This is a genomic window from Ulvibacterium sp. (assembly GCF_028285715.1).
Taxonomy (GTDB): Bacteria; Bacteroidota; Bacteroidia; order Flavobacteriales; family Flavobacteriaceae; genus Ulvibacterium.
In genome coordinates this window covers 100,618-122,359 of the sequence record NZ_JANQOO010000020.1, presented here as the reverse complement: position 1 = coordinate 122,359, position 21,742 = coordinate 100,618, and the positions used below count along the sequence as shown (strand labels likewise).

At 40.5% G+C, this 21,742-nt stretch carries 21 protein-coding genes; 12 read left to right on the top strand and 9 right to left on the bottom strand.

Annotated features, from left to right (window positions below; translation table 11 throughout):
* Position 1 precedes the first annotated feature (1 nt).
* Positions 2-3,094, bottom strand: coding sequence for an exodeoxyribonuclease V subunit beta (locus tag Q0993_RS12110; protein WP_299533347.1), 3,093 nt, complete (start codon positions 3,092-3,094; stop codon positions 2-4).
* A gap of 114 nt (positions 3,095-3,208) precedes the next feature.
* Between Q0993_RS12110 and Q0993_RS12105 the strand changes: the two genes are divergently transcribed.
* Positions 3,209-3,817, top strand: a complete 609-nt coding sequence (locus tag Q0993_RS12105) for a superoxide dismutase (RefSeq protein ID WP_299533346.1) — start codon at positions 3,209-3,211, stop codon at positions 3,815-3,817.
* A gap of 1,089 nt (positions 3,818-4,906) precedes the next feature.
* Here the strand turns inward: Q0993_RS12105 and Q0993_RS12100 are convergent.
* The 4 genes from Q0993_RS12100 to purN form a co-directional block, all read right to left on the bottom strand.
* Positions 4,907-6,805 carry an amidophosphoribosyltransferase gene (locus tag Q0993_RS12100; protein WP_299533345.1) on the bottom strand — a complete coding sequence of 633 codons (1,899 nt, stop codon included), beginning with the start codon at positions 6,803-6,805 and terminating at the stop codon, positions 4,907-4,909.
* A 44-nt stretch (positions 6,806-6,849) separates the two neighbouring features.
* Positions 6,850-7,776, bottom strand: coding sequence for a PfkB family carbohydrate kinase (locus Q0993_RS12095; RefSeq protein WP_299533343.1), 927 nt, complete (start codon positions 7,774-7,776; stop codon positions 6,850-6,852).
* A 122-nt stretch (positions 7,777-7,898) separates the two neighbouring features.
* Positions 7,899-8,534 (bottom strand): ribonuclease H family protein, encoded by a 636-nt coding sequence (locus Q0993_RS12090; RefSeq protein WP_299533341.1) that lies wholly within the window; start codon positions 8,532-8,534, stop codon positions 7,899-7,901.
* Positions 8,534-9,103: a phosphoribosylglycinamide formyltransferase gene (purN, locus tag Q0993_RS12085; protein WP_299533338.1), complete on the bottom strand. Its 570-nt coding sequence runs from the start codon at positions 9,101-9,103 to the stop codon at positions 8,534-8,536. The genes Q0993_RS12090 and purN overlap by 1 nt, the downstream gene beginning before the upstream one ends.
* Before the next feature lie 163 nt (positions 9,104-9,266).
* Between purN and Q0993_RS12080 the strand changes: the two genes are divergently transcribed.
* From Q0993_RS12080 to pyk, 5 genes are all read left to right on the top strand, one after another.
* On the top strand, positions 9,267-9,500 hold the full coding sequence (locus Q0993_RS12080; protein WP_047247024.1) for an acyl carrier protein: 234 nt from the start codon (positions 9,267-9,269) through the stop codon (positions 9,498-9,500).
* 135 nt (positions 9,501-9,635) lie between these two features.
* A complete protein-coding gene (gene fabF / locus Q0993_RS12075) occupies positions 9,636-10,886 on the top strand; it encodes a beta-ketoacyl-ACP synthase II (RefSeq protein WP_299533332.1) in 1,251 nt (416 codons plus the stop codon).
* An 8-nt stretch (positions 10,887-10,894) separates the two neighbouring features.
* Positions 10,895-11,632, top strand: a complete 738-nt coding sequence (rnc, locus tag Q0993_RS12070; protein WP_299533330.1) for a ribonuclease III — start codon at positions 10,895-10,897, stop codon at positions 11,630-11,632.
* A gap of 97 nt (positions 11,633-11,729) precedes the next feature.
* The gene (locus Q0993_RS12065) at positions 11,730-12,194 is read left to right on the top strand and encodes an IPExxxVDY family protein (RefSeq protein ID WP_299533329.1); all 465 of its coding nucleotides are present in this window, start codon (positions 11,730-11,732) and stop codon (positions 12,192-12,194) included.
* 4 nt (positions 12,195-12,198) lie between these two features.
* Positions 12,199-13,641, top strand: a complete 1,443-nt coding sequence (pyk, locus tag Q0993_RS12060) for a pyruvate kinase (protein ID WP_299533328.1) — start codon at positions 12,199-12,201, stop codon at positions 13,639-13,641.
* Between the two features lie 79 nt (positions 13,642-13,720).
* Here pyk and Q0993_RS12055 read toward each other — a convergent pair whose 3' ends face one another.
* Positions 13,721-14,242: a PAS domain-containing protein gene (locus Q0993_RS12055; RefSeq protein ID WP_299533327.1), complete on the bottom strand. Its 522-nt coding sequence runs from the start codon at positions 14,240-14,242 to the stop codon at positions 13,721-13,723.
* 203 nt (positions 14,243-14,445) lie between these two features.
* On the opposite strand from Q0993_RS12055, the gene Q0993_RS12050 reads away from it, so the two are divergent.
* From Q0993_RS12050 to Q0993_RS12040, 3 genes are all read left to right on the top strand, one after another.
* Entirely contained in the window at positions 14,446-15,294 is an 849-nt protein-coding gene (locus Q0993_RS12050; protein WP_299533326.1) for a helix-turn-helix domain-containing protein, read from the top strand.
* A 310-nt stretch (positions 15,295-15,604) separates the two neighbouring features.
* On the top strand, positions 15,605-16,153 hold the full coding sequence (locus Q0993_RS12045) for a carboxymuconolactone decarboxylase family protein (protein WP_299533325.1): 549 nt from the start codon (positions 15,605-15,607) through the stop codon (positions 16,151-16,153).
* Positions 16,154-16,202: 49 nt separating this feature from the next.
* Positions 16,203-16,592 carry a cupredoxin domain-containing protein gene (locus Q0993_RS12040; RefSeq protein WP_299533324.1) on the top strand — a complete coding sequence of 130 codons (390 nt, stop codon included), beginning with the start codon at positions 16,203-16,205 and terminating at the stop codon, positions 16,590-16,592.
* A gap of 64 nt (positions 16,593-16,656) precedes the next feature.
* Here the strand turns inward: Q0993_RS12040 and Q0993_RS12035 are convergent, their stop codons facing one another.
* The 3 genes from Q0993_RS12035 to dinB all read right to left on the bottom strand — a co-directional run bounded on the left by Q0993_RS12035 (position 16,657) and on the right by dinB (position 19,203).
* Complete coding sequence (locus Q0993_RS12035; RefSeq protein WP_299533323.1) at positions 16,657-17,406, bottom strand: SDR family NAD(P)-dependent oxidoreductase; 750 nt, start codon at positions 17,404-17,406, stop codon at positions 16,657-16,659.
* 56 nt (positions 17,407-17,462) lie between these two features.
* A complete protein-coding gene (locus Q0993_RS12030; RefSeq protein ID WP_299533322.1) occupies positions 17,463-18,026 on the bottom strand; it encodes a TetR/AcrR family transcriptional regulator in 564 nt (187 codons plus the stop codon).
* Positions 18,027-18,102: 76 nt separating this feature from the next.
* Positions 18,103-19,203, bottom strand: coding sequence for a DNA polymerase IV (dinB, locus tag Q0993_RS12025; protein WP_299533321.1), 1,101 nt, complete (start codon positions 19,201-19,203; stop codon positions 18,103-18,105).
* 529 nt (positions 19,204-19,732) lie between these two features.
* On the opposite strand from dinB, the gene Q0993_RS12020 reads away from it, so the two are divergent.
* The 3 genes from Q0993_RS12020 to Q0993_RS12010 all read left to right on the top strand — a co-directional run bounded on the left by Q0993_RS12020 (position 19,733) and on the right by Q0993_RS12010 (position 21,739).
* On the top strand, positions 19,733-20,665 hold the full coding sequence (locus Q0993_RS12020) for an ROK family protein (RefSeq protein ID WP_299533320.1): 933 nt from the start codon (positions 19,733-19,735) through the stop codon (positions 20,663-20,665).
* Between the two features lie 103 nt (positions 20,666-20,768).
* Entirely contained in the window at positions 20,769-21,245 is a 477-nt protein-coding gene (locus Q0993_RS12015) for a CYTH domain-containing protein (RefSeq protein WP_299533319.1), read from the top strand.
* A complete protein-coding gene (locus Q0993_RS12010; RefSeq protein ID WP_299533318.1) occupies positions 21,242-21,739 on the top strand; it encodes a hypothetical protein in 498 nt (165 codons plus the stop codon). Before Q0993_RS12015 ends, Q0993_RS12010 begins: the two co-directional genes overlap by 4 nt.
* The last annotated feature ends 3 nt before the right edge of the window (positions 21,740-21,742 follow it).

Below are 21,742 nucleotides of genomic sequence, written 5' to 3'. Positions count from 1 at the left end.
TCTATATGAATTCTAGAGTTACTTCCTTTTCAAGATATACAATGATTTTGTTTTCGATTACATAACCCATAAGCTCTAGGGAATCTGCATACCTATATAACTGTTCATGGTACTTGGAATTCTTTTTCCCGGTTTTATAATCGATTATAGTGGCTTTGTTATCTTTTAGTACCACTCTATCCGGTCTCAAGATGGTACCATCTTTTGAGACAATATCCTTCTCGTTCATTACGACGTTTCCTTGGCCATAATAGCTAATCAATTGTGGGTGATTGATGATTTTCTGGACCATCTCCCTTAAAAACTTGGTCTCGTCCCTTTCAATATCCCCATTTTGTATTAAATGATCAAAAGTGACCTCTAGATCCTCCTGGGTTTCAATGTTACCCAATATATAATGTATAAGATTTCCTCGCAAAATGGCCGCTTCCCTTTCCGTATCCCATAGCATACCAGATTTGGCCAAAACCCTAAAACCCTTCCGATCTTTGTGGGAATAGAAATAAGGGACATTCTCTGTCATATGTTCCGACCTATCTTTAGAAGTGGGCAATGGGAGGGAACCAAAAAGGTATTGGAGGCCATTTTCCTGCCATGCTCCCTTTTCCTTTAAGTAATGAATGAAAAGGCCAGAATACCTATCCGTTCTATGATCACCTTTTGAGTTAATGTCTTTCTCCGAAATAATGTAAAGACCTTTTATAGCACGGGTTAAGGCTACATATAAAATGTTAAAGGCATCGAGTTCCAATTTATGTTGTTCCTCATGGAACAAGGTAGTTCCCATTTCACCGTATTCGGTCATTTCCTTTTTCTTACCGATCAAAAATTCGGAAAACCCATTAAAGGAATCCTTTTTAACAGGAAACCAGATCTTGGGATCTATTTCCTCATATATATAGGTATTGGCATAGGGAAAAATAACTATGGGAAATTCCAAACCCTTGGCCTTATGGACGGTCATTATTTGTACGGCATTGTAGGTAGCGGGTGCCGTTATACTCAATTTTTCTTTTTTCTTTTCCCAATGTGACAAAAAAGCAGAAATCCCACCCCCTTCCCTAAGCTCCGTCTCTAGTGCAAAATCCAATAAATTCACGATATAGGCATCCGATTTTTCCGCCAAACGAAATTGTCTTATGGCATACTCCATACCATCATAGACCGACAATCGATTCAGTTCTTCCCAATTAAAATCGTATGCTTCTCGCAATAGGGATGTAGGGTTTTCCAGATGTTCGGAGATAAAGGAATGCGCTCCAACTCCATCGCCAGCTAGAAAATACAGGATCTGATAACCCGTTTCCAAATCCTTAGGTTGATTAGCATAGCTAAGGAGATTAACAAGAAAGTCCACTTTGCGGTTTTTAGCGAGCAATAGGGTTTCCGAAGATACAATGGGAATGTTTTGTCGCATCAAAAAATCTGCTAAAAGGATTCCATGTTTTCTTTTGCGGGTAAGGATACAGATATCGGCAAATCGGTATTTTTTTTCCAACAATTCCTCAAGGTGTTCCAAAACCTTATGGCAGTACAACTCGTCAATTCCCTGGCTTTCGTGCTTTTCCAAAAATGTAATTTTTACCAATCCACCAATTTGGGAATTACACTGCTGTTTATTGCCCTCCTCAAATAAGGCGTTATATTTTTCTTTATTAAGGAATGGGCTGGTACTCTTAAAAAAGGAATTGTTGAACTTTACAATTTCCTGGAAACTGCGGTAATTCTTAGGAAGGCTTTCTATGGTTGGGGTAATTACAAATGGGTTGGCCGTTAAGTTTGCAAGGTTGAGAAACTGTTCCGCCTTACCCCCGCGCCATCTGTATATGGCTTGTTTGGCATCCCCTACTAAAAACAAAGAGCCACCTTCGCTGGATAAAGCACTGTCTATGAGAGGAATAAGGTTGTTCCATTGCATTTCTGAGGTATCTTGGAATTCGTCAATAAAGTAGTGGCGGTACTTTTCGCCCAAACGTTCATAGATAAATGGGGCGGGCTGATTTTTAATCTCCCTGGATATTATGGAATTAAACTCGGAAATGGACAATTGGTCGCGCTCTATTTGGATACTTCTAACTTCTCGGTCAATAGCGTTTAGAACCGTGAGAGGAACTATATTTAGGTAAACATTCTTTAGAAATGCCCTTTGGTATACGATTTCTTTTATACCACGATATGAGATAAGAAGTTTCGTGGGGATTTCGTTAGAGGGAAGTTGAAAACCAGACTTTAGTATTTTTCCTTCTAAAAGATGGTCTTCCAATCTGTTATGGTACAGTTTGTAGGGGTCGAATTCCGAAGCACTGATTTTTTTAAAATGATTGGGCAATGTCTCTCTGGGAAAGGCATGGTCTTCCAATCCATACACCTTTATCATATCCAAGGTTTCGTTTGCCAAGAGCACTGCCTTTCTCCCAAGGGATTTAATTTCGGAACGAATATGTTTTTTCAGTGCGCCAAAATCTTCCAATGTTTTGTTTTCCAGATTTTTTATGTGGGTATTGTCGGTTTCATTAAACAAGAGAGCTCCCATTCTTTTGAGATCGAAGGCTATATCCCAGCTCTTGTTATCATCGGTTTTTTCAAGTGCAAATTCAATTAGTACCTCGGTTAACTGTACATCCTCCCCAGTTTTGCCAATAAGACGATTTACCGCTTCATCCAAAAGAATGTCGTTGTCCAAAACCACTTCAAAATTCTGGGGCAATTTTAAATCGCGGGCAAAAGTTCGAATTAAACGGTGCGTGAATTTATCTATGGTGGAAATGTCAAAAAAAGCATAATTGTGGAGTATTTCCTTAAGGGTAAGCTTTGAAAGATTCCTCAAATTCTCCACTTCCAATTGCAAATCGGACATAACATCCAAAAACAATGGGGAAGCCTGTTTTAAATCCTTTGTGCGACTAAAATTAAGCAGGCTTTCCAAAATACGATTTTTCATTTCGCTTACCGCTTTGTTGGTAAATGTTATGGCCAAAATCCTCTTGAAGCTTTTTGAAGGGGAAAGAGCAATTTTCAAATACTCCCTTGTAAGGGTGTAAGTCTTGCCAGACCCCGCAGACGCATTATATATTTTAAAGGAAGCACCCAACATACCATTTGCAAAATACGGAATATGGAATGGTTCTTAACAAATAATTATGGGAATATGTTTGTTAAAAAATGTAAATTTGACGTTCAATATTTATTAACTAAAAACACTATAAAAATGGCTTTTGAACTACCTAAATTACCCTATGCCTACGACGCATTGGAACCACATATTGACGCCAGGACCATGGAAATTCATCATACAAAACATCACAATGGCTACACTACAAAATTGAACGGAGCGATCGAGGGGAGTGATCTTGCAAATAAGGACATAGAGGATATTCTGAAAAATCTGGATATGTCCAATTCCGCTGTTCGAAATAATGGTGGTGGATACTATAACCATTCCTTGTTCTGGGAAGTCATGTCGCCCAACGGAGGAGGAAACCCATCTGGGGAATTAGCCGATGCGATAACCAGTACTTTTGGTTCCCTAGATGGCTTTAAGGAAAAATTTAGCAGTGCTGCGGGATCTAGGTTCGGATCGGGTTGGGCATGGCTTTGCGTACACCCGGGAGGGGCTTTGGAGGTTTGTTCCACCCCCAATCAAGATAATCCGTTGATGCCGGATACAGGTTGTAACGGCTATCCTATTTTGGGATTAGATGTTTGGGAACATGCCTATTATTTGAACTATCAAAATAGAAGACCGGATTATATAAATGCATTTTTTAATGTAATCAATTGGGAAAAAGTAAGTGAGCTCTATGCTTCCAATAAGTAGTTAGTGATGACTTTCTACTTGTTTTAGTAGGAGATTATTCAAGCTATAGGAATCCCGCATTTTGCGGGATTTTTTTGTGCATTTTTTCCAAATGTATTGAAATAGAAAAGGGTGGGGAAGCCCCCACCCTTTTCGTCCCAAATCTTACCATAAACTTAACCTACTTATGCTATGGCATTACTAAATTACTGGTATTGTGGGAAATAAAAAAGAAATTTTGAGAAATTTTAAGGGTTTTAAACCAAAAGAAAATGGACTAGGATGGGAGAAAAGTGGGTTAAACCTTGTTAATTACTTGACTTTCAGCAATAAAAAGGCGGAGCATCGCCCCGCCTTTTTCCCCAAATCTTACCATGAACTTAACCTACTTATGCTATGGTGCCCCAAACATAGCGTATGGAATCTATTTTGAAAAAGGTTTTGGACGAACGCCCTTATCTATGGTTGAAATACCTCCTAAGGTCCATTGTCCCAGAAAAACATAGGGGGCGGAAATGGATGGCATACATGGTCCATATAAAAAGGCGGAGCATTGCCCCGCCTTTTTCCCCAAATCTTACCATGAACTTAACCTACTTATGCTATGGTGTCCCAAACATAATGTATGGAATCTATTTTGAAAAAGCTTTTGGACGAACGCCCTTATCTTATGGTTGAAATACCTCCTAAGGGCCATTGTCCCAAAAAAACATAGGGGGCGGAAATGGATGGTATACATGGTTCAAATAAAAAGGCGGAGCATTGCCCCGCCTTTTTCCCCAAATCTTACCATGAACTTAACCTACTTATGCTATGGTGCCCCAAACATAACGTATGGAATCTATTCTAAAAAAGGTTTTGGATGAACGACCACTAAGTCGGTCAAGATACATGAGTGTACAGCAATTTGTAATAGTGAGGGGTCCAAAAAAATAAAAAAGGTGGAGTAGCCTCCACCTTTTTTGCCCCAAATCTTACCATGAACTTAACCTACTTATGCTATGGCGAACCTAAAATAGGTTGGCTCTACTCCTTGTTGTACATAAACCCGACGAAAGGCAACAATGATCGATGAAATACATAATTATGTGCATTTAATCGATAATGTAATTAGTAGGCCCTTTGGTTTTTGCCTTCAAAAAAGTTGATAAATGCTTTATTTACAACCCTGTTTCCCCCTGGAGTGGGATAATTTCCGGTGAAGTACCAATCGCCTAGATTTTTGGGACATGCCTCATGGAGACTTTCTATGGTTTGATAAATAATTTGTACCTCGGAACCAATGCCCTTGGGACTTAGTAATTCTCCAATTTTCTGGGATATTTCGACAGCGGTGAAAGGAGCGTAAAATTCTTTTACGTAATTGACCACCTCCTGATCCTTTGTTTGCAGTTGGTCGACACACTTCTTGTAAATTTCTTCCACGATGGAATAGCTCCCCTTTTCTTTATGTAATGCCAATGCCGCCCTAAACGCTATGAAATCCTCTAATTTTGCCATATCAATGCCATAGCAATCGGGGTACCTAATCTGAGGGGCGGAGGAAACTACTATTATTTTTTTAGGGGACAGTCTATCTAAAATTCTTAGGATACTCTTTTTTAGCGTTGTTCCCCTGACGATGCTATCGTCTATAATAACCAAGTTATCCCCTTTTTCAACCGAACCGTATGTGATATCATAAACATGGGTCACCAAGTCATCGCGGCTGCTATCTTGAGTTATAAAGGTTCTTAGCTTTGCGTCCTTGATGGCCACTTTTTCAATTCTTGGACGTACTTCCAAAATTTCATGTAGTTGCTCGCTAGTTATTTTACTACCTATGGATAAAATCTGTTCCTCCTTTTTTTTGTTAAGGTAATTTTGAGCCTCTCGTATCATTCCTAGAAATGAGGTTTCCGCAGTATTGGGGATATAGGAGAATACTGTTTTTTTGATGTTCCCATCGATGGATTTCAGGATTTGGGGGAAAATCTTTTTCCCCAGTTCCTTGCGTTCCTGATATATCTCCTTATCGCTTCCCCTTGAAAAATAGATACGTTCAAAGGAACAGGCTTTTCGTTCCGTTGGTGCCAATATTTCCTTTATGGCCGAGATCCCATTCTTTTTTACAATAATAGCATGTCCCGGGTCAAGTTCCTTGACATCTTCGTATCGTACATTGAAAACGGTCTGTATGGCCGGCCTCTCCGATGCGACCACAACAATCTCGTCGTCCTTGTAATAATAGGCTGGGCGGATACCCGCTGGATCTCTTAATACAAACGCATCACCATGGCCTAATAATCCAGCCATAGCATAACCCCCATCCCAATTTTTGGCTGCACGTTTTAGAATTTTCGAAACCCGCAATCGTTCAGCGATTAACGGGGAAGCTTCTTGTTTGGTATACCCTTCTTTTTTAATCTGTTTATAGAGTTTGGCGACAGCATCGTCTAAAAAATGGCCAATCTTTTCCATAACGGTGACCGTGTCCGCCATTTCCTTGGGATGCTGTCCCAATTGCACCAAATTATCAAAAAGTTCATGTACATTGGTCATATTGAAATTCCCAGCCACTATAAGATTGCGGTGCATCCAGTTATTTTGTCTTAAAAAGGGATGCACGCTTTCGATACTGTTCTTGCCAAAAGTACCATAGCGTACATGGCCCAATAATAGCTCACCAACGTATGGAATATTCTTTTTTTGCCAAGCGACATTGTCTACCTCTTTGGGATTCGCTTTAAAAGCAGTGTTTATGCGATCTGTGATTTGTGCAAAAATATCCTGTATCGGCTGTTGTTGTATAGAGCGTACCCTACTCATATACCTTTCGCCGGGCGCCATATCCAATTTAATACTGGCAAAACCTGCCCCATCTTGACCTCGGTTATGTTGCTTCTCCATCATTAGGTACATTTTGTTTACGCCATAAAAGGCCGTACCATATTTTTTATGATAGTATTCCAACGGTTTCAGCAGGCGTATTACGGAAATCCCACATTCATGTTTGATGGCGTCGCTCATGTTACCTCCAAATTAAAAAAGCCCTGATTTATCAGGGCGTGTTCTCATTGCAATTCAATCTCAAATTGTGTCAGGGCCTTAAATTGATGCAGCCTTTTGCTCACTTCAACCTTTTCTAGGTCCTGCATGCGTTCCGTTCCAAAACGTTCCACACAGAAAGAGGCTAGATTAGACCCGTGGATAACCGCATTTTTTATACTATTAAAGGAAGTATTTCCTGTTGCGGCGAGGTATCCGGAAAATCCTCCAGCAAAGGTGTCTCCAGCTCCAGTGGGATCAAAGACCGCCTCCAACGGGAGAGCGGGGGCATAAAATACATTATCCTCATGGAACAACAGCGCTCCATGCTCCCCCTTTTTGATGACTACATATTTTGGTCCCATTTTCTGTATTTCCTCTGCCGCCTTAACCAAGGAGTATTCGTTTGTCAGCTGCCGGGCCTCCTCGTCGTTTATGGTAAGGACATCGATCATTTTAATGGCATCCATTAACTCCTCCAACGTATTGTCCATCCAAAAATTCATTGTATCCAAAACGATAAGGTTTGGGCGTTTGGCCATTTGGTTAATTACGCTTATCTGAATGTTTGGATGCAAATTGCCCAGCATTACTACATCAGAGTCTTTGTAATTGTCCGGAACGACGGGATTAAAATCGGCCAATGTATTCAATTCGGTAATCAGGGTATCTCGGGCATTGAGGTCATTGTGATATTTTCCTTTCCAATAAAAGGTCTTACCGCCCTTAACAATTTCCAGTCCCGAAAGGTCAATGCCTTTACGGGAAAGGATATCAAGATATTCTTGTGGCATATCATCGCCCACCACCGAAACAATGGCCGAGTCCACATTAAATTGTGATGCTGCTAGGCCTATGAAGGTCGCGGCCCCGCCTAAGATTTTGTCCGTTTTTCCAAAAGGTGTTTCAATGGCATCAAAGGCGACCGTACCTACTATTAGGAGTTTACCCATTTAAGATTTGAAATTTGCTGCAAATATACGGTTTTGTAACACTAATAGCGAAGATGTCATGAATCAAGTTATGAAAAGCCTTCAACTAAACGGTATGGGCCTTTTGGAATGTACGAAGGGTCTTACTTCCTGCCAAAATCTGCTGGGATTTCACCCCATGCCTTGGTCTCCCATTTTGCAATAGGGGTAACATACGAATTGTTGTTTAGCCAAGAGACCGCTCGACGGATAAGGTTAAAAAGAGGTTTGTTCCTTTCCGTTTCCTCCAATTGGGTGTTACAGCTTTTCTTCCGTACCCAACTGATCGCGGTTCTGGAATCCGAGTAAATAAGGCGATTGCTCTTTCGTTCCTTTAAAAATGCAAGTCCGTGTACAATGGCCAAAAATTCTCCAATATTGTTGGTGCCTTCCTCAAAAGGGCCTTGTTTAAAAAGTTTTTTCCCTGTTTTGGTATCCACGCCCTGGTACTCCATGATTCCTGGATTACCACTAGAGGCGGCATCAACGGAAATGGAGTGATAATTTGGACTTCCTATTTTAAGGAGTTGTTGCGGGGTAAGCCCTTGGCTATCCTTCTTTTTGCCTTTATGTATCTCATAAGAATCATTATAGGCATCTTGGGCGGCCTTTAAACTGGCGAAGGATTTATATTGCGCCCCCTTAAAGCCTGAAATGGCCTCTTTGCACTCTTCCCATGTGGTATAGATACCTGGTCTTTTCCCTTTCCAGACCGTATAGAATTTCTTTTTTTTGGCCATTACCCCTCATTAAGTAGTTTCTCGATTATTTTTGGAAAGTACTTATACTCTAGTGCTTGTACTCTACTAGCAATGGACTGCACTGTATCTTCCGGGGATATGGTAGTCTTGGCCTGATATATAATCGCTCCTTCATCGTAGTTCTCGTTAACAAAATGAATAGTTATCCCGGTTTCGACCTCCCTGTTTTCCTTGACTGCCTGATGTACTCGATTTCCGTACATGCCTTTTCCTCCATATTTGGGCAATAGCGCAGGGTGAATGTTGATGATTTTATCTGGGAAATCTTGAATTAGATTACGAGGCATTTTCCATAAAAACCCTGCCAATACAATAAGGTCCGGATTTAAGGTCCTTAGTATTTTCCGAACTAGGTCTTTTTCATAAAAAGAACTCCTATTAAAATATAATGAACTAATATTTAGTCTGTTACATCTTTCTAGAACCATGGCGTCCTTTTTGTTGGAAAGTACTGCGGATATGGTAACGTCTGGATTGGATTTAAAATAATGCGCAATATTCTCAACATTTGAACCGGAACCCGAAGCAAATAGAACTATATTTTTCATGGGCTGAATAGGCCTTAAAAAGTGCTGTGTTTATTTCCCGGCTAAAATACCATTCTTGTACCTAAATTTCTTAAATTACAAGACATTTTGGACACAAATGACATTATTACACCAAAGTTTTTTATTTTTGCCAACAATTTAAATTTTTAAAACCGATATTATTATGTCAGACATTGCATCAAGAGTAAAAGCTATTATCGTCGATAAATTGGGGGTTGATGAAAATGAAGTGGTATCAGAGGCTAGCTTTACCAACGACTTAGGGGCGGATTCATTGGATACTGTTGAGTTGATTATGGAATTCGAAAAAGAATTTGACATTCAAATCCCTGACGATCAAGCGGAAAATATTGCAACAGTCGGTCAGGCTATAAGCTATATAGAAGAAGCGAAGTAATCGTATGATTTTTTGAACAAGATTTGAAATTATCCATGTGGTAAACCTATCGCATGGATAATTTTTTTAATTTACGATTAGCTTTCAGATTGGGGGAAATCCAGACCATTTCCCAAAAAACAAAAATTTGGTTCAATGCAATTAAAGCGAGTTGTAGTTACCGGATTGGGTGCTTTGACACCCATCGGAAACAATATAGAAGAATATTGGGATGGCTTGGTCAATGGCAAGAGCGGTTCAGCACCGATTACCTATTACGATACCGAAAAATTCAAGACCAAATTTGCCTGCGAACTTAAAGGATATAAGCCGGAAGACTTTTTCGATAGGAAAGAGGCGCGTAAGCTAGACCGTTTTTCACAGTATGCCATGGTTTCCTCGGACGAGGCCATAAACGATTCCAAATTGGACTTGGAGGTAGTCGATAAATTTCGGGTCGGTGTAGTATGGGGAGCAGGAATAGGCGGGTTGGAGACCTTCCAAAATGAAGTAATGAACTTTGCGGCAGGGGATGGTACCCCAAGGTTCAATCCCTTTTTCATCCCAAAAATGATTGCGGACATTGCACCGGGGAATATATCCATAAAACATGGGTTTATGGGTCCTAATTATACTACAGTATCTGCATGTGCCTCCTCGGCCAATGCTATGATAGATGCCCTGAACTATATTCGCTTAGGCCACTGTGATGTAATCGTTACGGGTGGGAGTGAAGCTGCCGTTACCATTGCCGGTATGGGCGGTTTTGGGGCCATGCATGCCTTATCTACCAGGAACGATAGTCCGGAAACGGCTTCTAGACCTTTTGATGCCACCAGGGATGGGTTCGTCCTAGGGGAAGGGGCCGGATCGCTGATTCTTGAGGAATATGAACACGCCAAGGCCCGGGGAGCGAAAATATATGCTGAAGTTGCAGGAGGAGGGCTTTCCAGTGACGCCTATCATATGACCGCTCCGCACCCCGATGGCATAGGGGTTGTTAAGGTGATGCAGAATTGTCTTAAAGATGCAGGACTTGAGATCAGCGAAATAGACGCTATAAATACACATGGAACATCCACGCCATTGGGTGATGTGGCCGAACTCAAAGCCATTTCGGAGGTATTCGGGGAACATGCGCCAAACATAAATATCAATTCGACAAAGTCCATGACAGGACATCTGCTCGGTGCGGCCGGTGCCATTGAGGCCATTGCATCCATATTGGCCATGGAGAATGGTACGGTGCCCCCTACCATAAATCATAGGGAAGTGGACGAAAATATTGACCCGAAACTAAATTTAACATTGAACAAAGCCCAAAAAAGGGAGGTAAATGTTGCCATGAGCAATACCTTCGGATTTGGAGGGCATAATGCCTGTGTAGTCTTCAAAAAAATCAGCTAAATTCCGAGATGAATTTTCGTTCCAATATATTCAATTCCCATTCTAAAGAGGATGGGGATTTTTTTTTGGGAATAACGAAAATTCTGGGATTTAGGCCCAAAACATTGAACGTATACAAAAAGGCTTTCCTTCATCGGTCCATCAACAGGAAGGATGAAAATGGGAACCCATTAAATTATGAACGCTTGGAGTTCTTGGGAGATGCCATGTTGGGTACAATAATTTCGAAGCATCTATATAATGAGGTTCCAGGAGGAGACGAAGGGTATCTCACAAAAATGCGTTCAAAAATTGTAAGTAGAAAACACCTTAACGAATTGGGGAAAGATTTGAATCTTATAAAATTTGTTGAAAGCAGAATTCCAAAATCCCATTTCGGAGACAATATTCATGGAAATGTTTTCGAAGCTTTGGTGGGCGCCATTTATTTGGATAGAGGCTATAAATATTGTGAGAAATTTATCAATGACAGGGTCATTGAACCCTATGTTGATATAGAACAACTGGAAGGTAAGGTAATCAGCTATAAAAGTCTTATTATCGAGTGGTGCCAAAAGCAGAAAAAGACTTTTACCTATAATGTCTATGAGGATACGGGAAATGACACATTGAAACACTTTGCGGTTAAACTATCCATAGATGGAAGGGTAATGGCAAAGGCAAGGGCTACCTCAAAAAAGAAGGCTGAGGAAAGAGCTTCAAAAAGGGCATATTACGCATTGCAGGATAAAATGAAAAAACCGTAACCCATTCAAAAATCAAAATCTTTTTTCAAGAAATTCTTTGCTTGCCCCAACTTGGGCTGTATTCGTTATTAATCCTATATTTACGCTTTGTACACCTATGATAGCAGTACATAGAATTACAGAAGATTTATGTGAGGATTCCTATGGTCTTATTGCCCTCCATAGCAGTCTGGAAGACTATGCACTAGTGTATGCATTAAATTTTCATTTAAAGTCTAATTTAAGAAGGACCTCTAGGGACCTGGAAACCATGGAATGTATTTCTTTTCCGGTTTTTGAGTGGAAGGATAAAGTTAACGATGGGTATTGGAATCTGATCAATAACAGTAGTCTAAAAGAAGAAAGTATGACAAGGGATAATCTTTTTGAAGACGAAACCTCGGTTGTTGCCTATCACTTTTTACCAGAATTCAAGGAAGTGGATTACTTTCTTAAAATTGAACAGGAAAATATTGATTTGGAAACCGATGTTATTCGGATTTTGAATACAATACCGCAGATTATGGCAGCCTACACCATAGAGACTGATAAATTAAAATCTAAAAAGAACTTAATCTTTTAAAGGAATGCCAGGAAAGAAAAAGACAAAGATAGTCGCCACACTAGGTCCTGCGACGAGCAAAAAAGAAGTGCTCCAAGATATGATCGAAGCCGGGGTAGATGTCTTCAGAATAAACTTTTCCCATGCCAATTATGAGGATGTCGAGGAACGTATTCGAATAATAAGGGAATTGAATACAGAACTTCATACCAACATATCCATATTGGCAGATTTACAAGGCCCCAAACTTCGTGTAGGTGTAATGGCCGGTGAGGTAGTAGTGGCCCCGGGAGACGAAATTACCTTCGTTACAGGAAAACCGTTCGAAGGTACCGCGGAAAAAGTTTATATGAATTATGAGACTTTTCCAAAAGATGTAAATCCTGGAGAACGTGTCCTGCTGGATGATGGAAAATTGATTTTTGAAGTTCTGTCCTCAAATAGGAAAAATGAGGTTAAGGCAAAAGTGGTGCAAGGTGGGCCATTGAAATCGAAGAAAGGGGTGAATTTGCCGAATACGAACATCTCTTTGCCGGCGCTTACCGAAAAAGACGTAAACGATGCCATATTTGCCATATCGCAGCAGGTAGATTGGATAGCACTTTCATTTGTACGCTTTAGTCAGGATTTAATCGATTTGCAAAACTTGATCAAGGAGCATTCTGAACATAAGATTCCAATAATTGCGAAAATCGAAAAACCCGAGGCTGTAGAAAATATTGATAAAATTGTTTCGTACTGTGACGGGCTTATGGTGGCTAGGGGTGATCTAGGGGTAGAAGTACCGGCCCAGGAAGTGCCTTTGATACAGAAACAACTAGTCTTACGGGCAAAGCGGGCACGGATTCCAGTTATCATTGCCACACAGATGATGGAGACTATGATAACCAGCCTTACCCCGACAAGGGCTGAAGTAAACGACGTGGCCAACTCGGTTATGGACGGGGCAGATGCGGTGATGCTCTCCGGTGAAACCTCCGTAGGCAATTACCCCGTTCAGGTAATTCAAAAAATGTCCGGAATACTGAAAAGCGTAGAAGGATCCGAACTCATACAAGTTCCACAAGAGCCTCCCCATATACGCACAAAACGGTATATTACCAAGTCCGTCTGTTATCATGCGGCGATTATGGCCAATGAGATAAAGGCCAAAGCCATTTCTACCTTGACGAATAGCGGATACACGGCTTTTCAGATTTCTGCCTGGAGGCCTAGCGCGCACATATTGGTATTTACCTCCAATAAGCGAATCCTGACCCAGCTAAATTTACTTTGGGGGGTAAAAGCATTCTATTATGACAAGTACGTATCCACGGACGAGACCATAGAGGATGTAAACAAAATAGCCTGCCAAAAAGGATTTTTGGATACAGGAGATATGCTCATAAGTTTGGCGGCCATGCCCATTAAGGACAAAGGAATGGTAAATACACTACGGGTTACCGAAATCGAAACTTGTAGTTTTTAAGTAAGATATACAAGGGCATAAGAAAGAAAAAACCCCAGAAACAACAATTTCCAGGGTTTTTATTTGAACAGAATCACACTTAGGCAACTTCTTTTTCATAGGCAATGAAGTTTACGACTTCACCATATATGTCGTAAATGGGTTCGCCTTTTATCCAACATTTGTAGATAGAGCCATCCTTTCTATAGTTTAGTACTACCGTCTCAAATGGCTTTCTTTGTCTTATGGCTTGTCCAATTTTTCTGGAGGTTTGTTTACAGGTTTCCCTGCCTTGAAACATTTTCGGTTCTTTCCCAATAATTTCATTGGGTAAATAACCGTTCATTTCCAAAATATTATGAGTAGCATGAACAATTTTTAGATGGCTATCCGTGACTACAATAACGTATTTATCATGCGCTAACTTCTCATTGAACTCCGGTGTTGAGGACCACTTATTTGTTTGGGCCAATTTGTTAAGAAGGAACAGATCAGCACTGTCGTTACAGACTTTTTGAAAATGTGTAGCATGAAAATCCCATGATACTATCGGTAGGCCAGATATATTTTGAGAGCTATAGAATTTATGTGCCGCTGTATCGTAGTTCTTGATTTCGTTCATGATCATGTTATTTTTAAGGGCCTTCTTCAAAAACCTTCAAAGAACAATTTTCCTTCAATACTACAAAAACCCTTTAAGGGCCAGAAATTTATAACCTCCATTAACATTTTTGTTTAATAAATACTTCTATTAAAGCACTTTAGGTGTCGTAAGGATGAACAAAAATTAGAGACTAATTGGGCATTATCGGACAAAATTAAAGCATGAAGTTTGAGTTTCACGACCCCAAATTAGGTTCACTTTTTGGACTTACAACGGATATCAAAAACACAAGAGATCAGTTTTCGGTCCATGCGGGAAACATTAATATTCTATGGAACAAAAACGAAGAAGCTGTTACTATCATAGTGGACGGGATTCCCTTTGAACTCCTTCCCGATCAACTAATGACAACCACCTACCTTCAACACGTTTCTTATGAAAAAGCGGAAATCCCGATTACGGCTTTTGTTTTTAACAGGGAGTTCTACTGCATACGTGATCATGATGAAGAGGTTTCCTGTAATGGAATTTTATTCTTTGGCACCCAGGATATTCCCATAGTTTCCATACCTAAAGATCAGAGGCCTAAATTCAATTTGTTGTACCAGGTATTTGTTGAGGAATTTTCTACACCGGATAACATACAAGGTGATATGCTACAGATGTTGTTAAAACGTTTGATCATTATTTGTACACGTTTGGCCAAGGAACAACATATAGTGAAAAAGTTGGACAACGAACAGATCGATGTCATTCGCAAATTCAATGTATTGGTAGACATCCATTACAAGACTAAAAGAAAGGTAAGCGATTATGCGGACATGCTCTACAAATCGCCAAAAACATTGTCCAACCTATTTGCGATCTATAACCAAAAATCGCCCCAGCAGATTATCTTGGATCGTTTGGCCCTGGAGGCCAAACGACTCATCAATTTTACGGATAAGCAAAATCAAGAGATTGCCTATGAACTTGGGTTTAACGACCCTGCCCATTTCAGCCGTTTCTTCAAAAAAATGATAGGCCAATCCCCAACAAAGTATAGGGAAACAAATACGATTTCCGTGTAAAGGGAAATTTCTACAAGTAGTCGGGCAATCCTTCCTAACGCTACCCTCTTTTTCCATCCCATCTTTGTATCGTAATTAAAAGACAGGGAAAGATGAATAGTAAGCAAATCTCAATTTTCAATCTCATTGAAATATTCCGTCAACCTAAAAGGAAAGTGCTGCATATGATAAATGCAAAAACGCACTGCGAGCAAAAGCAGCTTCACGATTTCTATTGCGAGACGGAGAAATTCCATAAATGAATTCAATATATAGTAGATAAATAAGTAATAATCGTCATTCTTCGGGAATGACCTAAAAATGTAAAATCATGAGCACATTCAATGTACCTAAAAGAGAAGAAGTTAGCGCCAATAATCAGGCGATTTTCGACAACCTGGAAAAGGCGGTAGGCTTTGTACCTAACCTGTATGCCACCTATGCACATTCAGAAAATGCATTGGGCAACTATTTGGCATTACAAAACGCAAAAACATCCTTAAAATCCAAAGAAAAAGAAGTGGTAAACCTAGCAGTTAGTGAAGTAAATAACTGTATCTATTGTTTATCCGCCCATACGGCCATTGGAAAAATGAATGGTTTCACCGATGAGCAGATTCTTGAATTGAGGGCAGGCTATTCCTCATTCGATAATAAGCTTGATGCTTTGGCCCGTTTGGCCAAGAACATCACCGAAAATAGGGGTGGTGCGGACGAAGAAGTCGTCGAAAATTTCTTGAATGCAGGTTGGACCAAAGAAAATTTAATCGACACCATAGTCTTGGTCGGTGATAAAACGATAAGCAACTATTTACATAAAACCACTCAAGTACCCGTGGATTTCCCTGTGGCACAACCCTTGGAATCCATTGAAGCATAATCCATTAGGAATAAAGTACATAGAAACAATAACAAATAATTTAAAAATCATGAAAAAAGTAATCACAACACTAGTATTTGCAATCGGCTTGGTATTTTCCATGACCGCCCAGGACAAAATGATGAAAAAGTCCACAAAAACAATTGTCTTGGAACAAACGCCGGGTGAGTTTACCCAAAAACAATTGTCCGTTCCGGCGGGCACCTATGTTTTTGAAATAGCCAATAATGGGGTAGGACATGATGTGGGATTTGTTTTGGTCAAGAAAGGGAAAGACATCAGCAAACCGGAAAATCATATCCAAACGGCTTATGTGACCGAGGTAGTCAAAACTGGAGAAAGTCAACGGTCCAATCCTACAGTGTTGGGAAAAGGAGAGTACGTGTATTTCTGTCCGATGAATCCAACAGCCACGGATAATACCTTGATTGTGCAATAATTTAGGTTAGGTTTAAGTGGTTTGGGCCCGATAGGTTTAAGATCTACCGGGCCTTTTTCTTGAATCAATTTCTACCGGCCATTACGCCACCATCCGTGTCCCAAATGGCTCCGGTAATCCATGAGGCATCATCCGATAACAAAAAAGAAATCACTTTGGCTACGTCTTCAGCGCGGCCGTTTCTTCCTATAGGATGGAAACCATTAAATTCCACTAAGGCCTTATTTGCCTTTTCACGGCTCCCGAAAACCGAATCATACACCGGCGTTTGCACTACAGCCGGGGAAACTGCGTTCACCCGGATATTATCATCCGCCAGTTCCATGGCCAAATGCTGGGTAAGACTATGAAGACCGGCCTTTTGCATGGAATAGGCCGATGAGGGTGTTGACTTAACGGCTTGTTTGGCCCACATGGAACCTATATTAACGATTGACCCTCCTCCAGTGGCCTTCATTTTCTTGGCGGCAGCTTGGGTGATAAAGAAGAATCCTCTGTTTAAATCAAGATAGGAATTGTAGTCGGCAAGGGTATGTTCCAAGAAAGGTTTGGGCCCAAAGACCCCTGAGGCATTTACCAAATAGTCTAGGTTAGGTAATTTGCCTATTTCAGAAACCAATGCATCCATTTCTTTTTCACAGGTGATGTCAACTTTGTGGGGAACAATAGCAAGGGTATTCCTTAGTTTGTCCACGCTGCGACCAACTACATGGACGGTGGCCCCTGCATGGATTAGATTCTTTGTGGTCACTTTGCCTATGCCGCTGGTACCACCTATTACAATTGCTGTTTTGTCTTGAAAATTTAGTGTCATGGTATTTATGTTAAATGAGATAGACAGACAAGTCTGTCTGTTTAAAATTAAATTTTTTACGGTATCAATTGGGCCCCGACATCCCTTGCCGAATAAATAGGCCAATCGCTTTGATGTAAATGACTTTCACCAACAGCACCTTCATACAGTAGATACAGTCCATTGGTAATTTTTTCTGCCTCTGCATTGGAAAGATTTTTGATATTGTCGTTAACAACTTCCTTTAAAAAAAATACTAGTTCCTTTTTTTGATTTTGGATTTCATTTCGAATCTCTACGTTGTCCCCTGGAATTTCAGCTATGGTTCGAATACACCAACAGCCATTAAAAGAAGGTTCCCGGTAAAACTCCTTTAGGAAGTCGAAGATTCCCAAAAGTTGAAGTCTCCCTTTGGGCTTCTCTTCAATATAGCTACGTAAGGCCAGGATAAAATTAGAGTGCTTGTGTTTTAAATAGGCGATACAAATATCATCCTTGGTTCTAAAATGGTTATACAAGGTCGCTTTGGCAATGCCCGCTTTGGCAATGATTTCATTTATGCCCGTGTTGTTATACCCATTGGCATAGAACAAATCGGAAGCGGTATTGATAATGTGCTGTCTTATTTCCGAATGCTTCACGACGCAAATATAATGAAAATGAACAAGTCTGTCTGTTTTTGGGCTGTGTTAAAATTTGATCGAAGTTCAGTATCAACTAAAAATCAAACTTTAATTGCACATAAACCGCGTCTTCCTTAGGCTCGGTCTTTTTGTCTTCCGTATTGAGGTTTGCAAGGGAGATGCCCAGTAGGCGTACTGAATTCTGTAACTGTTCTTGATACAGTAATTCCTTGGCCATTTCAAGAATCAGGACCTTATCCGCTATGAAATAGGGAAGTGTTTTGCTTCGGGTCTGTAGGGTAAAATCGCTATATTTTATTTTCAATGTTATGGTCTTTCCGGCTATATTGGACTTTTTTAAACGTCTTTCCAGTTCTTCCGCGATATGTTCCAAGCGCTGTAACATAAAGATTTCGCTACTTAAGTTTTCACTAAAAGTTCGTTCCGCGCCAACGGACTTAGGAATACGGTGAGGCTTAACCTCACTGGTATGGACACCACGTACCACATGGTAATAATGACTACCACTTTTCCCAAAATTTGAATCTAAAAACTCCAATGTCCTTTGCTTGAGGTCCTTGCCCGTAAAAATTCCCAATTTGTACATCTTCTCAGCGGTAACCTTGCCCACCCCGTAAAACTTACGAATCTCCAAATCCTCTAAAAATTGAATGACCTCCTCAGGGTTAATGGTCTTTTGCCCATTGGGTTTGTTTATATCGCTAGCGACCTTTGCAATGAATTTATTGATTGAGATACCTGCCGAGGCGGTCAATCCGGTCTCTTCAAAAATCCGGTGCCGAATTTCACGGGCTATTAGGGTGGCCGAAGGATTTCCCTTCTTGTTCTGGGTTACATCCAAATAGGCCTCATCTAAGGATAGCGGCTCTACCAAGTCTGTATACTCAAAAAAAATGGTTCGTATTATGTTCGAGATTTCCTTGTACCGATCAAATCGGGCCTTTACAAAGATGAGTTCAGGACATTTCCGTTTGGCCAAAACACTGCTCATGGCACTGCGGACACCAAATTTACGAGCCTCATAACTGGCAGCGGCCACTACACCTCTTTTGGAACTTCCCCCTACGGCAATAGGTTTTCCCTTGAGCTCTGGATTATCCAACTGTTCTACCGATGCATAGAAGGCATCCATATCCACGTGGATTATTTTTCGCAAAGAAATCTCATTGGACATATCACAAAAATAAGGGTCTCTGTGTTAAAGTCAGTATTGGGAATAGGGACGTTACTGAAAAGCTGTTCTAGTTGTAAAAATCAAATTAATGTATCCAAGCCTGTGCTTTTTTAGGTGGTTTAACTTTCTAAAAAACCCAGTGGGACAAAAAGAAAAGGTAATTTTGAATAATTAAGCCCAAAAAGGGGAACATTTCGCAAACAAATAAAAGAGCTTGCCAAGGGCAAGTGTAGTAAGATGCTTGTTTTTGAGATCAAGAATTTTTAAAGGCCCTAAACTTTTACGATATCTGGTTGCCGATTTTCATTTCGAATGAGACCACGAAATCCTTGGAAGAAAGTAGGAAGTTCTAGGTAACCTTGCAAAGTTGAACCCAATGAACTTCTGCAGAAAAATCAAAAACCGGTGGGTCATGGACGCCCAATAACCAATAATCCCTATCTTATTTTCTTTCTACGAAAGATTTTGTGGGTAAGAAGGATTTATGCGGTACGGGAAATAGCAGGAGGAAGAAATTGCCAAAGAATAGATGATGAAAAATGAAATTGCCATTGGGATAGATGTCGGAGGAAGCCATATTGTAAGTGCTGCCGTAAACTTAAGGGAATTAAGGATTCTGCCCGGAACGACTTCTAGTGTTAAAGTGGACAATAAGGCCAAAAAAGAGATAGTGCTGGAGACTTGGAGTACGGCTATCAACAAGACTATTGCCCATATTCCGGATAAAAAGAATATCAACATCGGTTTCGCCATTCCCGGACCCTTTGACTATGCAGGAGGTATCGCCCTCTATGAAGGGGAAAATGACAAATATTCAAACATGTATGGGGTATCCATTCCCAAGGAATTAGCCGGGTATCTCAATGGCGAAAACGTGAATTTTAGATTTCACAACGATGCCACTTCGTTCGGCGTAGGAGTGGCTACCCAAGGAGATGCAAAACAATATCGCAAAATCATCGTGGTAACCTTGGGTACCGGTTTTGGTTCGGCCTTTGTTAAGGAGGGAATTCCACAAGTGAACCATGCCGAAGTCCCCAAAGATGGATGTTTATGGGATAAGCCATTTAGACAAGGTATCGGGGATGATTATTTTTCTACCCGGTGGTGTATAAAGAGATATCATGAACTTTCGTTGCAAAGCGTAAAGGGAGTAAAGGAAATTGCGCAGGCAAACAACGACCATAGCCAAATGGTATTTAAAGAATTCGGCACCAATATGGCCGAGTTTATGATACCTTTCCTTCAAAGATTCCGTCCAGAATTAGTGGTTCTTGGTGGCAATGTTTCCCGTGCCAGTGAGTTTTTTCTACCTTCATTGAAATCGGGAATACTGGATGCAGGATTGGATATTCGTTTTGAGGTATCCCTGCTTATGGAAGAAGCCGCAATACTCGGTAGTGCCCAATTGTTCGATTCCCATTTCTGGAATCAGGTAAAAAATGACTTGCCCAACCTCTAGAATCAGCTGGAGATCACTTTAAATTTGGGTAAGCGCAAGAATGCAGGGCATCTTTTTCATAGCACGTTTGATTTGATTATTTTTAGGAAACTACAGATGTTCCATGGCGCTAGAAATAGAACGAAAATTCTTGGTAGACTCAATTGCATTCAAGGTGGAGGCAATGATATCGACAAGAATAATCCAGGGCTTTTTGAATACCCATCCGGAACGTACGGTACGAGTTCGAATCGATGGTGATTTTGGATACTTAACCGTAAAAGGCCTATCCAATGAAACAGGAACCTCTCGATTTGAATGGGAAAAGGAGATTTCATTGAAGGAAGCCGAGGAATTACTACTTTTATGTGAACCGAAAATACTGGAAAAAACCCGGTACAAGATTCCTGTCGGAAATCATTATTTTGAGGTTGATGAATTTCATGGTGAGAATGGAGGACTAATAATAGCCGAGATTGAACTGCTACATGAAGAGGAAGTTTTTGAAATACCGAATTGGCTCGGAAAGGAGGTTACCGGAGACATAAAGTATTATAATTCACAATTAAGCAAACAACCCTTTAACACTTGGAAAAAATGAAAAGATATGTTTTACCACTTCTGGTCGTTGTAGCTTTTGAGGCATGTACGGAGAAAAACAAAGCTCCAAAGGAAGCAACTGCACCGGTGGTGGAAATGGCAAAAAAGTCAGTAAAGGAGACTAAGGAAGATTTGACGGATAGGGGCTTTAAAATTTTTGATTATGTGGATGAAAAGACCAAGGACACGGTGATAATGCAACAATATTTTATCGCTTTTTTGAAAAGTGGGCCCAATAGGTCATCCAATAAAAAGGAGGTAGACAGCTTGCAGATACTACATTTGGCTCATTTAGGAAGGATGTATGAAGAAGGATATGCAGATATCTCCGGCCCTTTTGGTGACGATGGGGAAATTCGGGGAATTACCATCTATAACACCCCTACCTTGGAGATTGCCGATAGCTTGGCCAATATGGATCCCATGGTAAAATCGGGCCGGTTGATTATTGAAATGCATCCATGGTGGGCGGCTAAAGGATTCCCTTTACGATAACCC

Bases quoted from the DNA above. Each gene is read 5' to 3' on its own strand.
- Q0993_RS12110 (WP_299533347.1), bottom strand. From the start codon at position 3,094: ATGTTGGGTGCTTCCTTTAAAATATATAATGCGTCTGCGGGGTCTGGC.
- Q0993_RS12105 (WP_299533346.1), top strand. From the start codon at position 3,209: ATGGCTTTTGAACTACCTAAATTACCCTATGCCTACGACGCATTGGAA.
- Q0993_RS12100 (WP_299533345.1), bottom strand. From the start codon at position 6,805: ATGAGCGACGCCATCAAACATGAATGTGGGATTTCCGTAATACGCCTG.
- Q0993_RS12095 (WP_299533343.1), bottom strand. From the start codon at position 7,776: ATGGGTAAACTCCTAATAGTAGGTACGGTCGCCTTTGATGCCATTGAA.
- Q0993_RS12090 (WP_299533341.1), bottom strand. From the start codon at position 8,534: ATGGCCAAAAAAAAGAAATTCTATACGGTCTGGAAAGGGAAAAGACCA.
- purN (WP_299533338.1), bottom strand. From the start codon at position 9,103: ATGAAAAATATAGTTCTATTTGCTTCGGGTTCCGGTTCAAATGTTGAG.
- Q0993_RS12080 (WP_047247024.1), top strand. From the start codon at position 9,267: ATGTCAGACATTGCATCAAGAGTAAAAGCTATTATCGTCGATAAATTG.
- fabF (WP_299533332.1), top strand. From the start codon at position 9,636: ATGCAATTAAAGCGAGTTGTAGTTACCGGATTGGGTGCTTTGACACCC.
- rnc (WP_299533330.1), top strand. From the start codon at position 10,895: ATGAATTTTCGTTCCAATATATTCAATTCCCATTCTAAAGAGGATGGG.
- Q0993_RS12065 (WP_299533329.1), top strand. From the start codon at position 11,730: ATGATAGCAGTACATAGAATTACAGAAGATTTATGTGAGGATTCCTAT.
- pyk (WP_299533328.1), top strand. From the start codon at position 12,199: ATGCCAGGAAAGAAAAAGACAAAGATAGTCGCCACACTAGGTCCTGCG.
- Q0993_RS12055 (WP_299533327.1), bottom strand. From the start codon at position 14,242: ATGAACGAAATCAAGAACTACGATACAGCGGCACATAAATTCTATAGC.
- Q0993_RS12050 (WP_299533326.1), top strand. From the start codon at position 14,446: ATGAAGTTTGAGTTTCACGACCCCAAATTAGGTTCACTTTTTGGACTT.
- Q0993_RS12045 (WP_299533325.1), top strand. From the start codon at position 15,605: ATGAGCACATTCAATGTACCTAAAAGAGAAGAAGTTAGCGCCAATAAT.
- Q0993_RS12040 (WP_299533324.1), top strand. From the start codon at position 16,203: ATGAAAAAAGTAATCACAACACTAGTATTTGCAATCGGCTTGGTATTT.
- Q0993_RS12035 (WP_299533323.1), bottom strand. From the start codon at position 17,406: ATGACACTAAATTTTCAAGACAAAACAGCAATTGTAATAGGTGGTACC.
- dinB (WP_299533321.1), bottom strand. From the start codon at position 19,203: ATGTCCAATGAGATTTCTTTGCGAAAAATAATCCACGTGGATATGGAT.
- Q0993_RS12020 (WP_299533320.1), top strand. From the start codon at position 19,733: ATGATGAAAAATGAAATTGCCATTGGGATAGATGTCGGAGGAAGCCAT.
- Q0993_RS12015 (WP_299533319.1), top strand. From the start codon at position 20,769: ATGGCGCTAGAAATAGAACGAAAATTCTTGGTAGACTCAATTGCATTC.
- Q0993_RS12010 (WP_299533318.1), top strand. From the start codon at position 21,242: ATGAAAAGATATGTTTTACCACTTCTGGTCGTTGTAGCTTTTGAGGCA.